Origin of the sequence: Psychrobacter lutiphocae DSM 21542 (assembly GCF_000382145.1) — a bacterium.
In the GTDB taxonomy this organism is placed as follows: Bacteria; Pseudomonadota; Gammaproteobacteria; order Pseudomonadales; family Moraxellaceae; genus Psychrobacter; species Psychrobacter lutiphocae.
In genome coordinates this window covers 1-14,245 of record NZ_KB907660.1, presented here as the reverse complement: position 1 = coordinate 14,245, position 14,245 = coordinate 1, and the positions used below count along the sequence as shown (strand labels likewise).

Annotated in this window: 10 protein-coding genes; 6 read left to right on the top strand and 4 right to left on the bottom strand. The window is 40.3% G+C overall.

Annotated features, from left to right (window positions below; translation table 11 throughout):
• The first annotated feature begins 750 nt into the window (after positions 1-750).
• The 6 genes from ccoN to H140_RS0111700 all read left to right on the top strand — a co-directional run bounded on the left by ccoN (position 751) and on the right by H140_RS0111700 (position 6,747).
• Positions 751-2,241: a cytochrome-c oxidase, cbb3-type subunit I gene (gene ccoN, locus H140_RS0111725; RefSeq protein WP_019673851.1), complete on the top strand. Its 1,491-nt coding sequence runs from the start codon at positions 751-753 to the stop codon at positions 2,239-2,241.
• A gap of 25 nt (positions 2,242-2,266) precedes the next feature.
• On the top strand, positions 2,267-2,905 hold the full coding sequence (gene ccoO / locus H140_RS0111720) for a cytochrome-c oxidase, cbb3-type subunit II (RefSeq protein ID WP_019673850.1): 639 nt from the start codon (positions 2,267-2,269) through the stop codon (positions 2,903-2,905).
• Positions 2,905-3,087 (top strand): cbb3-type cytochrome oxidase subunit 3, encoded by a 183-nt coding sequence (locus H140_RS0111715; protein WP_019673849.1) that lies wholly within the window; start codon positions 2,905-2,907, stop codon positions 3,085-3,087. The genes ccoO and H140_RS0111715 overlap by 1 nt, the downstream gene beginning before the upstream one ends.
• Positions 3,084-4,196, top strand: coding sequence for a cytochrome-c oxidase, cbb3-type subunit III (ccoP, locus tag H140_RS0111710; RefSeq protein ID WP_019673848.1), 1,113 nt, complete (start codon positions 3,084-3,086; stop codon positions 4,194-4,196). The genes H140_RS0111715 and ccoP overlap by 4 nt, the downstream gene beginning before the upstream one ends.
• Before the next feature lie 359 nt (positions 4,197-4,555).
• Entirely contained in the window at positions 4,556-5,953 is a 1,398-nt protein-coding gene (gene ccoG, locus H140_RS0111705; protein WP_019673847.1) for a cytochrome c oxidase accessory protein CcoG, read from the top strand.
• A 206-nt stretch (positions 5,954-6,159) separates the two neighbouring features.
• Positions 6,160-6,747 (top strand): FixH family protein, encoded by a 588-nt coding sequence (locus H140_RS0111700; RefSeq protein ID WP_019673846.1) that lies wholly within the window; start codon positions 6,160-6,162, stop codon positions 6,745-6,747.
• Positions 6,748-6,972: 225 nt separating this feature from the next.
• On the opposite strand, the gene ttcA is transcribed toward H140_RS0111700, so the two are convergent.
• The 4 genes from ttcA to H140_RS0111680 form a co-directional block, all read right to left on the bottom strand.
• Positions 6,973-8,082, bottom strand: coding sequence for a tRNA 2-thiocytidine(32) synthetase TtcA (gene ttcA / locus H140_RS0111695; protein ID WP_019673845.1), 1,110 nt, complete (start codon positions 8,080-8,082; stop codon positions 6,973-6,975).
• A 150-nt stretch (positions 8,083-8,232) separates the two neighbouring features.
• Positions 8,233-9,687, bottom strand: coding sequence for a surface lipoprotein assembly modifier (locus H140_RS0111690; RefSeq protein WP_019673844.1), 1,455 nt, complete (start codon positions 9,685-9,687; stop codon positions 8,233-8,235).
• Between the two features lie 313 nt (positions 9,688-10,000).
• On the bottom strand, positions 10,001-10,945 hold the full coding sequence (locus H140_RS15260; RefSeq protein ID WP_019673843.1) for a factor H binding protein domain-containing protein: 945 nt from the start codon (positions 10,943-10,945) through the stop codon (positions 10,001-10,003).
• Between the two features lie 784 nt (positions 10,946-11,729).
• Positions 11,730-14,245, bottom strand: a 2,516-nt coding sequence (locus H140_RS0111680) for a beta strand repeat-containing protein (protein WP_019673842.1), incomplete at its 5' end; no start/stop codon positions are given.

The following is a 14,245-nucleotide window of genomic DNA, read 5'->3' as shown; positions in this document are numbered from 1 at the left end:
TAAAAGTTATCAAAATAACTCATAAAAAATAGAGTTGTTGTAAAAATAAGGTTAAAATACACCTGTCATAATCAAAATCACGCAACAGTCCGTAACATTTAGGCACAATTGTAGCCAGTAAAAACAATTGTAGCCAGTAAAAACAATTGTAGCCAGTAAAAACAATTGTAGCCAGTAAAAACAGTAGTAGCCAGTAAAAACAGTAGGCAATAAATACAATAGGCAATAAATACAATGGCCAGCAAAAAATAGTAGCAATGCGACTGTAACAGCGATCCTTTGGGAATGAAGCTTAGATTGTAGCAAAAAAACAACCTATACAAACAACCTATACTGAGAGTTTTTGACTTTATGAGTCATTTTATTATGACCACATCTATCTGATAGGTAGTTAAGCACGATAGCACAGAAACTACTTTAGGTCACTTGATACTTGAATTAACCTATAAAAGGTTATCCTTACTATTTTTACGGATTTTTTTTTAATTTTGACTGTTTCGTCAGATGATATTTTGTATCCTATGCGTTACAATAGCTTTATATTTAGATTACATCAGGTATAAAAGCCAAACGATTGATAGCAAGAAAGTGATTTTAACCTATCATGAGTGAGCCATTATTAACTTCATTCGCTGTTTATTTCCGAAACAAGGTTGGTTTGTTCCATTGCCTTACTTCTAAGAATCAAGTTTTTCGGCTCTACTTTGGTAAAAAACCTCCGATACTTAAGGCTGTAAAGGAAATATTCCAATGAGTATAAATAACACAGCAGTCTCTCCAGTAGATCGTGATTACGAAATCACAATTGTGAGATATTTCACAATCATGGCGATCGTCTGGGGGATTATAGGCATGGGTCTTGGGGTGTTCATCGCCTCACAACTAGCTTGGCCTGACCTAAACTTTGATATTCCATGGCTGACATTTAGCCGTTTAAGACCGCTTCACACGAACGCGGTTATTTTTGCGTTTGGTGGATCTGCACTATTTGCAACCTCCTATTACATCGTACAACGCACTTGTAAGACTCGCCTGTTTGCCCCTTATCTAGCTTGGTTTACCTTCTGGGGTTGGCAAGCCGTTATTGTTGCGGCCGTCATTACCCTACCTTTGGGTATCACTACCTCAAAAGAGTATGCTGAGCTTGAATGGCCAATCGACATTATGATTGCGGTTGTTTGGGTATCTTATGCCATTGTTTTCTTTGGTACTTTGATTAAGCGTAAGACGTCACATATCTATGTTGCTAACTGGTTCTTCTCAGCATTTATTATTACGATTGCCCTATTGCACATCGTAAACAGCTTAGCCATTCCAGTTGGCCTATTTAAGTCTTACTCACTATTTGGTGGTGCCACAGACGCTATGGTTCAGTGGTGGTATGGTCACAACGCGGTTGGTTTCTACTTAACTGCGGCCTTCTTGGGCATGATGTACTACTTCGTGCCGGTACAAATTGGTCGTCCAATTTACTCATATCGCTTATCAATCGTTCACTTCTGGGCATTGATTGCGTCATATATGTGGGCCGGTGGACACCACTTACACTACTCTGCACTACCAGACTGGACTCAGTCTTTAGCCATGGTATTCTCTATTGTCCTATTCGCACCCTCATGGGGCGGTATGATTAACGGTGTACTAACGCTATCAGGTAGCTGGGATAAATTACGTACTGACCCTATCATTCGTTTCTTGATCGTTGCCTTGTCGTTCTACGCCATGTCAACCTTTGAAGGTCCAATGATGTCAATTAAAACTGTGAATGCGTTATCGCATAATACAGACTGGACAGTTGGTCACGTTCACTCAGGTGCTTTAGGTTGGGTAGGCTTGATCACTATGGGCTCATTATATGTACTGATTCCACGTATATATAACAAACCAAAAATGTATTCTATTAGCTTAATTAATACTCACTTCTGGCTTGCGACTGCTGGTACTATCTTCTACATCGTTTCTATGTGGATCTCAGGTATTGGTCAGGGCATGATGTGGCGTCAAACAAACCCAGACGGTACACTAGCTTATAACTTCATTGAAACAGTGACGTTCTCGCATTATCCATATATCGGACGTGCCTTCGGTGGCTTATTGTATGTTGGTGGTATGGTTGTTATGGCTTATAACGCTTATAAGACCATCAAAATGCCAAGCATTCGTGCGGTTGAAGAAGTTGAACCAATCACACCAAGCCCTATCGTCAATGATGACGAAGACACTCAGCCTGTTAACGTGTAAACCAGCAATCGCTTAAGGAGATATCATGGCAGGTACAGCTCATGAAATAATTGAAAAAAACACAGGCTTGCTGGTCATCTTTATTGTGATTGCAATTAGCTTTGCAACCTTAGTAGAGATTGTTCCATTGATTTTTGATACCAAGCCTGGAGAGGAAGGTGGTGTTAACCAACCTCTTCCGACTATGGAACCATGGACGCCACTTGAATTTGAAGGACGTGATATTTATATCCGTGAAGGCTGTCATGTGTGCCACACCCAAATGATTCGCCCATTGCGTGCAGAAGTTGAACGCTATGGACCTTACTCACGTGCTGCTGAATCCACCTGGGATCACCCCTTCTTATGGGGCTCAAAACGTACAGGTCCAGATTTAGCTCGTGTTGGTGGTCGCTACTCTGACGACTGGCAGAAAAAGCACTTAATCGAGCCACGCTCATTAGTGCCTGAATCTGTTATGCCAGGCTTCCCATGGCTAGCAGAGCGTGAAGTAGATGGCAGCAAAGTGCAGGCTAAGATGCGCTTATTCCGTGATCGTTTCGGTCTGCCTTATACCGAAGAAGACATTGAAAGCGCACCAGACCAAGTATTAGGTGCCACAGAGCTTGATGCCCTAGTTGCTTACCTACAACAGCTTGGTACGGCGATGGAGGGTCAACGCTAATGAGTATCAGTGACCTACAAATTTTTGCAACTGTGGCAGCTTTTGTTGCCTTCATTAGCCTTGCATGGTGGGCGTATTCCCCTAAGAACAAGAAGCGCTTTGAAGAAGATGCACAGCTTGCGTTGGATGACGATCTGATTAGATCGTCAACCACTCATTCACGCAATAAGGATAAAAGATGAGTATATTTTGGAGTTCATGGATCACCATCTTAACTCTAGCCTGCTGGTTAGGTATTCTTGGTCTGCTGCTTTTTGTACTGCGTAACAAACCAGATCTTGCAGAAGATGGTACCACTGGCCACACTTATGATGATGTCATTCAAGAATATGACAAGCCGTTACCAAAATGGTGGTTAGTCATTTTCTTCGGTACAATTGTTTGGGCCATTGTCTATTTCATTTTATTCCCAGCGTTAATGCCACATGCTTTTAGTGGTGTTGCGACAGTTGAAGTCGATGGTGAAACTGTACCTTGGAGCTCAGCCAACGAGCTATACAGTGATCTTGAGAAGAACAATAACGTGTTTATTGAAAACTTCCAAACCAATCTACTGCCAAACCCTGAAGCCGCCAAGCAGTTGGCAACCTTAGCCAGCTTACAAGCTCAAGAGCCAGCTAAATCACAACGGTCAAGCGAGTTAAGCGGTCAGATTACTGAGCAAGTTAAAACATTAGCCCCTTACATTAAGGAGCTATCTAATAACCCTGAAGCTTTAATGGTCGGTGAGCGTTTGTTCTTACAAAACTGTGCCTTATGTCACGGCTCAACCGCACAAGGTGCCCCAGGTTATCCGAACTTAACTGACAATGATTGGTTACATGGCGGTGAACCTGAGAATATCTTGGTAACCATTCATGATGGTCGCCACACCAATTTAGACCCAGAGCTACCATTGCCAATGCCAGCACAACGTGATGATATCGGTGAGCAAGGTGTGCGTGCCGCTGCTGAGTATGTACTGTCTATTTCAAAAAACCAAGAAGAGTCTGAAGTAGACCCAATCTTGGCTGCTGAAGGTAAAGCCATCTATGATGAAAAATGCTTTATCTGTCATGGCTCAGACGCCAAAGGTATGATTGAGACAGGTGCACCAAACTTAACAGATGGTATCTGGTTATTCGGTGGTGACCGCGCAACCATCCAAGAGACTATCCGTCATGGTCGTGCTGGTGTGATGCCTGAATGGGAAACTAAGCTAGGTAATGAGCGTATCATGCTGCTTGCTTCTTATGTGTATTCATTATCACACAATGCAGTGGTTGAGAGTGATGCGGTGCAAGCACCCTAATCACTTTAACTATTCATTACCTTAATTACTAGTCACCTTAATTATAGTCGAATAATTAGAGTCGAATAATTAGAGTCGAATAATTAGAGTGAAAAGCCAAACAAAAAAGGGCTGTTTTATACAGCCCTTTTTTGTTTTTTCTGTTTAGGCGTGTCTTCAATTGGTGCAATATTTAGATAGGCTAAAAATAGCTAACCGTTCCTGCGAAGGTGACTGTCCAACACGCCCTAGTAAAATCGCTAAATAATCTCAAAAATGTTAAAATAATACCTAAACCTTTTGGGCAGTCCAACGCGTAACACGCCGTTGTTGAACACTCTTGCCAGCATAATGATTCTAACAACTTTAGAGGTACATTTATGTCAGCCCCCTCCCCTCATAAAATTCCAGTCCATGAGGTAGATGCAACCAAAAAACGCATTCACCCAAGATTTACCAGTGGCTTTTATCAGCGCATACGTTTGTTTAGTATGTATTTTTTGATGCTGTTATTTTTAGTCTTACCTTGGATACGCTATGACGGCCGCCAAGCCATCTGGTTTGATGTACCTAGCCAGCATTATTATGTATTTGGCTTAACCTTATTTCCACAAGACTTTTTCTTTGTGGCATCCTTTTTTATTATTGCTGCTTTTACCTTATTTATGGTTACCGTCTATGCTGGACGTGTCTGGTGTGGCTATGCCTGTCCACAGACCATCTGGACCCACCTGTTTCAGCATGTCGAAAAGTGGGTAATTGGTGATAGAAACAAACGCATCAAATTTGATAAACAACCTTTCAATGCTGAAAAAGTGATTAAAAAGCTGATTATTTATACCATCTGGTTTTTGATGGCATTAATTACCGCCAGTACCTTTGTCAGTTATGTGGCTGGTACTGACTTTTTATACGGTAGTTGGCAGTTCATCGGTGGTATCCCCTTTCCTGACTGGCCAAAATGGGTATGGGTTGCGATGTTTATTTTCACCTTTGCGACCTATGCTAACGCCGCTTATATGCGTGAATTCATGTGTATTCACATCTGTCCTTATGGCCGCTTCCAAAGTGTGATGTTTGACAAAGATACGCTAATTGTGTCTTACGATTATAACCGGGGTGAGCCACGTGGTCCGCGCAAAAAAGGCACCCATCCTGACAATCTAGGCGACTGTATCCAGTGTTCATTATGTGTGCAAGTATGCCCAACTGGTATCGATATTCGTGATGGTCTGCAAGTGGAATGTATTCAGTGTGCCGCCTGTCTCGATGCCTGTAACGAGGTGATGGATAAAGTTGGATACCCACGTGGATTGATCCGCTATACCACAGAGCGTCAACTGGTTGAAAACGAAAAGAGCCGCTATCTTCGTCCAAGACTGGCCGCTTATGTACTGGTTCTCAGTGTGCTTATTGGGGTGGTGGTCTATGCGCTGTTTGACCGTGTACCACTACAAATCGATGTGCGTGGAGATCGTAACCAATTATCTTCAACTAACGCTGAAGGGATGATCGTCAATAGCTATATCATTAAAGTCACAAACAAAACCCAGCAACATCAAGAATATGTACTCTCTATCACCGCTCCTGAAGGTTTAAGTCTGCGTACTCGTCTCAAAACCTTACCTCTTGAGGCAGGTCGCAGCTATGATCTGCCAGTGAGCGTGGTGGGAGATCCAAAAGTAGTGGGTAAAGGTGAAATACCCGTCACCTTTAATGTAGACAGTATTGACGGTACTTATCATGCGTCAAGATCTAACGTATTTAACTCAAACTAGTCCGCTATACAATAGACTTAGACTTAGACTTAGACTTAGATTTGAATTTGTATTAAATACAGACAAAAGCGTGATATTCTTTTTATAAAACAGAGCCTGTTTATAAAACCAAGCCCGTTTGTAAAACCAAGCCAGTTTATCACTTAGATTTGAGGTAAACTGGCCATTATTTTGCTCCTCTCCATTTGCATCATTTAAGGTATGTCATGAAAAATTCAAAATCAACCACCAACTTTGGTCACCAAGACACTCAGCCTTGGTACAAAAACTATATGGTTATGGTCTTTGTCATCGGCCTACCCTTGTTCGTGGTGGTTGCTTGTATCTGGTTTGTATTTTATTCGGTACAAATCAAAGATACTGTGGTTCGTGATGACTGGTATATGGATGGCAAAACCTTGTACCAAGACGTCTCACGTGACAAGCTGGCGCATGACTTGGGCTTAAGCGGTGATATGCTGTTTAAGAAAGATGGGCAAGTCATCTTCAGTCTAAACTATCCTGAAGACAGCCTTGAAGCTGGAAAGCTACATAACGGCATGCCTGTTGAATACCCAGAACAGCTTAGTCTGTCAATCTCTCATGCCACTGATATCAAAAAAGATAGGGACGCCACCTTAACCCACAATGGCGGTAATCAATATATGGCACAAGTTGAATTAGATCCCTTAGAGTCGAAATATTATGTGGAAGTCAGCAATGAGGGCGAAGTCAACTGGCGTTTAAAAGAAACTGCGCAACTGCCACAAGCTGAAATCCATTTGCAGCCCTTACAGTTGTTTGATAAGAAATAAGAAATAACAAATAAAAAACAACAGACATAAATATCATTTAAAAAAGAAGCGCCATGACAAAACTCATGGCGCTTCTTTTTTTTGCAGTTAGATGATTATTTATCATCAATATAGTCAAAGAAATCTAAAAGGGTTACAAGGCAACCGAGCGCAAGTACTACAAATGTAGGCTTAGCGAGGTTAACAACGTAACCGTTTAGTATTTCGCTGACTATAAATAAACAGCTAGTCAATCACAGGATTGATTACCGGTATCTTCTTCGATTGAGTGACGCTAGATTTATCAAATGGCTTAATCTCAGGGTCAGTGGGCAGTCCAATATCGGCCAACTCATCAGCAACACCCACTTGAATATGATGCCCTTCAAAATCTCGCTTTGAGTCATCACGCTGCAGGCTCAAGCTTTCAAAATCAAACAACTCTCTATCGGCCAACTGTGACGGTGCCACATTTTGCATCGCCTTAAAAATAGATGCCAATCGCTGAGGATGCGCATCATCCCACTCACGCAGCATATCTTCTACCATCGCACGTTGTAGATTTTCTTGACTGCCGCATAAGTTACACGGAATAATTGGGAACTCTTTGTAACGTGCGTATTTGATAATGTCTTTTTCTTCCACATAGGCCAACGGACGAATCAAAATATTTTGCTTATCGTCGCTAAGCAGCTTTGGTGGCATCGCCTTGAGCGTCCCACCATGAAATAGATTTAAGAAAAAAGTGGCCAAAATATCATCACGATGATGACCTAGCGCAATCTTGGTTGCCCCAATCTGTTTGGCAAATCCATACAAGGAACCACGGCGCAAACGTGAGCAGGCAGAGCAATACGTCTTACCTTCAGGCACCACACTTTTTACCACGCTATAAGTATCTTTTTCCAAAATATAATGCGGTATGCCCTGCTCTTGCAGATAATTTGGCAGTACTTCTTCTGGATAGCCTGGCTGCTTTTGATCGAGATTAACCGCTACCACATCGAAGTTAATCGGTGCAATACGCTTTAAAAACAGCAAGATATCAAGCAAGGTATAGCTGTCTTTACCACCAGACACACAGACCATAATCACATCACCCTCTTCAATCATATTGAAGTCTTTAATGGCGTGAGATACCTGTTTACGCAGTTTTTTTTGTAGTTTTTTAAAACGGGCAGACTTTACGCCTTTGTGTTCTATTGACTGTTGCGTAGTGTCTAAGTCTTGCGCCTCTGTGGCAAGATTGGCATTGTCGCTATTAAGCTGATCGTCTTGAGTAGACGGCATTGTGCTGTTGTTCATTTCTGCCGGATTAAAAACTTGCGGTTTGGATAAATTGGTTTGCATAATCATTCGCTATGTTATGGCTTGAAATATTAGTGAATTATAACAAATTGCTGGTTTTTTAGCTTGTATTGTCGTTAGACCTATAAATTTTAATAAATGTTTTTATGGAAGATTAACTCTATCTTTTTATTTTTTATACTATAATTACCGATAAAGTTAGAAATCTTTATTCACACTAATAAGCCATTGTAAATTATCTCTAGAATAAAACCCTTCCATATTACTATCAATATTTAAGTAACTGACATTTAGGTGTGGTACAAAGCCCTTATAGTTCAGCCTGTTATGCCAAACCTCACCCTGCACACGGTATTCATTATCTTTACGCACAAAGTCATAAACGATGGTACCTGGGGCATCAAACTCACGTTTGTGATAACTTAAACTAAACCGTGTACCTACCCCATTAGCAAATATTTTGGTACTACCTAATGACACACCATGCCGTGTCGATGACTTCTCTGCACTATTTAGCTTATCATCACTAAAGCTTAGCCCACCATAAACTAGCCACACTGGTGATACTGAATACATCAACGTACCCGTAGCACTTAGCAAATGCCCATCATAACTTTTAGCAATCGCCTCATCGGCATAATCTTTCTGGTTATAACCCCATGCTAAAGCGTTACTGAAATTGGCATTTAAACGTTGGCTACTGAAGATTTGCAGCCCTGTGATAGTATTATATTTGCTACCCTCTAACCAGTTTTGCTCAGCAAATGGCAATATAGTAATACTACGGTTAATATCTTGATATTTATAACCTGCTTTTAATCGAATACTTTGCTCGTTATAGTCCCGATTGTCCCAATAATGTACCCCGTCAGTAGACAACTCCATACTCATAAAATGATTGCCATTTATGTTGAGATCTCGGTTAGCCCCTATCCCATAACGTATACCATGGGCACTTTTAGGTAAGCTGTCATCTGTTTTCGTCCACTGTTTGCCATTCCAATCTATCACTTTTGCACTGGCAGCATTATTGACATTATCATTGGCTTCATAATGAAATGTCACATCAGGTTGCCAAGCTTGGCGTTTATCAATTTGCTGTAAATAGTACTCTGCTGTTTGCCGCATCTGCGGATTAAGATACGGTTTAGCCGTGGCTATTTCAGTTTTGGCTTGGTTATATTGTTTGTTCTCAAACAACATGACTCCTAAATCAAAGCGTGGATAATGTAAGCTGGCATCGGTATCGACAACTTTTTGATACTCAGCAATGGCTAAATGGTGTTGTCTTTGTGAGCGGTACCACGCCCCTTTTGCATAATGATATAACAGCGCATCATAATTGGGTTGTTCGATGTAGTCTTCAAGCAGTGTTGCTAATGCTGGCCAGTTGTGCGCTTTTATGGCCTCAGTGATGCTTGCCTCCAACGCACTGGTTCTTGGAGCGTTACCCTCAAACGAACTTGTCATCTGTTGATTATCTTTGCTAGTTTGTATTTGTGTCGGTGGTGCAACTTGTGTAGGGCTGACTGTATTGGCTATTGTATCTAATGGCGAGTGAAAAGATACAGGCTCTTTTATTTCAGGATCTTTGAGGATGTTTGACTCTGACGCAGTGGACTGGGCAAAAGTGCTTACCGCTACAAATAACATGCTGCCACATAATATAAAATGCCTTATGTAATTGTTGGTTATGAAATAGAATCTAAGCCCAGACATATATATTCAACCTGTTACGCAAGATAATGTATTGATTGTTTCTCATGGTGTTGCTCTATGGGTGCATCGTCAGACCCATCGGAATAGGCAGATAGGTATACTAATTTGAAAAAGACCATGACGTATCTTCATTTACTATTTATTAGCTAAAAGTTGACGCTATAACAAAAAACCATCTGAGGTTTACTGCCCCAGATGGTTTTTTAATTAGGCATAGCTATGCGTTTGCAAAGGCTTTTAGCATAGCTTATTTTTTAGTACCACTGAATACGACATCAATGTTAGTGCCTGTGTTTTCCATATCGATAAAGCCTGCAATTTCTTTAGCTTGATCACCGAAAAAGCCAAGCTGATAGCTGCCTTTTTTATCATTTTGCACAGCGTCCCCAATAATGCCAGAACCTTCTATCTTTTGCCCGTCTAAGATACTACTATGGTGTATCTTAGCAATATCGGCTTGTTTGAGTTGAATGTTATTTAAACGATCTGCTCCGATAATCTCACCAGAACCTTTTTTCTGTTCAAAGTCAACATTATAGGACAAGCTGCCTATGGTATAAGCAGGCGATTTGGATTGAGCGTCTGTTTGGTTTCGTGTCCACGCCACACCAGTATAATTGGCACTTCCTTTTGTGGGTAGTGTTTTACTCATTTCCCCTTTTAGCAACAAGTTATCACAATTTGTTGTACAGCGAGCAAAATCCTCGATTTTTTGGTTATTTATAGTGTGTGACAATGGCTCAAGTACACCAACAATAGAATATTGTTGCTGGTAGAGATACGCTTTTCTATCAGCTTCTACCTTAGCAGTTTGCGGTTTTCCATCTTTAGTGTGGTCAATATTAAATTTTTCCTGAATATTGGTAACTGTTACTGTAGGAGCTAACAAGGTATTGTTTGCTCCTAAGTCTTTTAGGTCAACTTTATCATTTGAACGATAAGTTTTATCGCCTATGCTGATTTGATAGTCTTTTAGTTGTAGGTTGTCTTTTACGCCTAATTCCGTTTTAGCAATGACTGCAACGTTAGAAGCTGCTTGTTGTTGTAAACCTTGAGTATCAAGAGGCTTTGATACTAATGGTGTTTCTGTTAGGCTTTCGATAAAGCGGTTTGTGCCGCCACTGCTACTACAAGCACTCAGTGTTGCCACGATTGACATTAGGGGCAATGTTAATATAAGTTTTTTATGCATTTAGTATCTCCTGAAAAAAAACTATTAAATATGAGTAATGCAATTTAAATTAATAGCGCATATTTATTTTGGCTAATCCTAAGTTAACTTCTACATTAATTCTAAATTTTATCTAACAGTATTCTTTACTTTTGTAAGCTAGTGCCGAGTTATTGTTATGTTATAACCTTATTATATATTAGGTATTTAAGTTTAACAATATTGTAATAAATTTAGATGATTAAGAAGGTCAAAAGTTATAGAGTTTAATTATGATTGACATAGTGTAGTAGGCTAATGCTCTAACTCACCTTATTGTCTAAGTCTATGGTCAGTAAAATTGAAAAAGTCATAGAGCTAAAGGAAGCAAAATAGTGTATCAATTTAGTCTAGTCGTCATACTTTGCGTTTACGTTTGATCCACGTCATGAGCAAGTAATACCAAATCTAAAAATTAAGCTATCGAGGAAAACGAGTGCAAACGCTACATATAGTAGGTTCAACGAGTTTGACAAAGATAGGTTTTTTTTAGAAAAGGTATAAGTAGATAAGTACTGCTTTTCCGTTGCGCTAAACAAGTTCCATGCTTACGTAGTCAATAGGATTCAGGTCTAGACTGTAAGGTAAAAATAAAATGCCTTACTCAAACTGCTGACTTTACTCAGGAACAGTCGTCTTAATTCAGCATCTGATTTAGGATAGCTTTGTATTTTTTGCGTGATACCAATACGTTTTAATAAGTTTAAAAAAAACGCCCTCAAATGAAGGCGTTTTTTGTGTTGTTTAACAGTGTTAGGTATGGGGGTTAGATGACGACCTTAGTAATATCTGCATCTACATATACATATCTTGGTGCAGTATCGAACATCGTTGAATGTGTGGCATATTGATTGTACGTAGTATCATCAATAGTCACACTACCACTAGGTATTAACTTAGCGTAGCCACCATTAATTTGAACTTTATCAGAAGCATCCCCATTTACATAGATGGCATTAGCAGGTTCACTAGCCATTTGAGCTCTGCCAATAATGAAGGTATTGGCGTCATTAGCACCATTAGCACCTAAATCCACCTTTTCAATACTTACTAAATTAGAGGCATTAACGGTATGGTCTTTACCTAATACATTTAATGTATCAGTACCAGCACCACCGTTAATTGTACCGCCACTGAAGTTAGTAATACTCATTGCATCAGCGATAACATCGCCAATAGAGATGACATCATCTTGAGCACTTAGGTTAACGGTACCACCTGACATATTATCAAGATTCATTAAGTCATTAGCGCCTAAATTAACGGTACCGCCACTCATTGTAGTAATGTTGACAGTATCAACATCTGTATCATTACCAGTATTGATGGTGCCTTTGTTTAAAGTACCTAAATTAAGCGTGTCTGATCCAATACCTAGATCAATACTTGGTGAGTAAAGACCCTCGCCCATAACTGTTAATTTAATAGTATCATCACCAGCACCCATATCAATAGTAGAACCGTTATTCAAACCACGAGCAGTCAACGTATCATCACCACCGCCTAAATTTACTTTTGCTCCACTTTGAACGTATTCGCTAACAGTAATAGTATCCTGTCCTAAACCACCAATAATACTACCTGTAACAAGTTTAATCTCAACGTTATTCTCATCAGTTAGCAGATCAATATTATTATCACCCCCTAACGGAGTTACGCCATCTTGATAAAACTCTCGATAAGCAGAGGGCATAGGATTACCACTACCTAAATCTAAAGTACCAGACAACTCCTCAGCTACTTTAACAGTGTCGCTACCACTACCCATATAGACCGAACCTGAAACATTAGATTTAAAAGTAAAGTTGTCATTACCTTGCTCACCGAATGTGTAGGCATTTTGAACACCATTTAGTACATAAGTATCATTACCTTCACCAAAATAGACACGAGTTAAAGCACCTTGAACCCCTTTGATAATTAGTTCATCATTGCCCCCAGCCAAATCTACTGTAGTTGTATTACTATCACCATCTGTTAGTTTACCATTTGCACCAGCAGAAATATAAAGTAGTGCAGAAATATTACCATAGCCTGATGCTTCATTCCCATTTTGGTAATATCCTAAATATACTTTATCGTTAAAATCAGTTAGTAACATAGGTTTTTCACCCTTGAACGCCACACCCTCAGGAAACTGCCCTGCCTGAGTAGCACCTGAACTTGCCGCTATAGACTCTGTTGGTCCAACTTTTAAAGACCAATCGAGTGTCAACTGATTTAGCGCCTTAACACCACTATCAATAATACTGCCTGTATCTTCTAGTTGACCACCGGTAATGGCTGATTTATCAACTAAGCCAGAACTAGTATCAATAGTAGCAACAACCGTTTCAATAGTTGCTTCAGCGCCAAAAGTCTCTTTATCCATAGGCTCATCAATTGGATCTACAATGAACGAAGCTGTCGACTGACCTTTAGCAAACTTTAAAGTAACTACATTATCAACTGGCGTCAACTGCTGACCATTTGACGTAATAACATAGTCATCACCAGTTGCTGTACCAGACAACTTCACTTTTACTTCAATTCCATCCGCAATTTCAACTGGATTATCAAGCGTTACGGTATAAACTAAATCTCCAGTAGAGCCATCTTCTACTGCATAAACTTTATTAACACCATCAAGCGTTTCGCTAGAGTTATCAGTATTAGAGGTTACCAAAATGCTCGCTTTAGATAATGAAGTATCGATAATAGTACCTGTTACCGTTTTATCACCTAGATTAAGAGTAGCTGTTTCGTTTCCTTCAGTAGTCTCATCTGCTAGTGTTCCATAACTGATGGTAAAGTCACCTGTTGCGGTCAAGGTTCCATCACCATTATCAACAACGTTTCCACTATAAATAGGAGTTTTGTTACTGAAGTCGGCAGCAGTGGTTGTAACATCTGTTAATGTTGGCGCAGTAATACTACCTGATTTCGACACAGTTACATTAAATGTTAAGTTACTACCTTCATTAGCTGTGGCATCAGTTACAGTAAACTCAGCTGGTGGTACCACATCTTTGATCGTACCGGTTGCGGTTGCTGTACCTAGCGCATAGTTGTCACCATCGACTAAGGTGGCAATCACGGTTTCATCGCCTTCGTTAAACACAGTATCTGTGTTGGTAGCAACGCTTAAGGTGGCGCTGGTCTCACCAGCTTTAATGACAACCGTTTGGGTTTGGGTGTAATCACTGCCATCTGTGGCCGTACCTGTGTAAGTCACAGGTACGCTGATGTCCGTCGCTGAGGTGCCGCCAGTTAAGCTCACGGTAAACTCAAGTGCCTCGCCCT

Excerpts from the sequence above, each read along its gene's own strand:
- ccoN (WP_019673851.1), top strand. The coding sequence starts at position 751 with ATGAGTATAAATAACACAGCAGTCTCTCCAGTAGATCGTGATTACGAA.
- ccoO (WP_019673850.1), top strand. The coding sequence starts at position 2,267 with ATGGCAGGTACAGCTCATGAAATAATTGAAAAAAACACAGGCTTGCTG.
- H140_RS0111715 (WP_019673849.1), top strand. The coding sequence starts at position 2,905 with ATGAGTATCAGTGACCTACAAATTTTTGCAACTGTGGCAGCTTTTGTT.
- ccoP (WP_019673848.1), top strand. The coding sequence starts at position 3,084 with ATGAGTATATTTTGGAGTTCATGGATCACCATCTTAACTCTAGCCTGC.
- ccoG (WP_019673847.1), top strand. The coding sequence starts at position 4,556 with ATGTCAGCCCCCTCCCCTCATAAAATTCCAGTCCATGAGGTAGATGCA.
- H140_RS0111700 (WP_019673846.1), top strand. The coding sequence starts at position 6,160 with ATGAAAAATTCAAAATCAACCACCAACTTTGGTCACCAAGACACTCAG.
- ttcA (WP_019673845.1), bottom strand. The coding sequence starts at position 8,082 with ATGATTATGCAAACCAATTTATCCAAACCGCAAGTTTTTAATCCGGCA.
- H140_RS0111690 (WP_019673844.1), bottom strand. The coding sequence starts at position 9,687 with ATGTTATTTGTAGCGGTAAGCACTTTTGCCCAGTCCACTGCGTCAGAG.
- H140_RS15260 (WP_019673843.1), bottom strand. The coding sequence starts at position 10,945 with ATGCATAAAAAACTTATATTAACATTGCCCCTAATGTCAATCGTGGCA.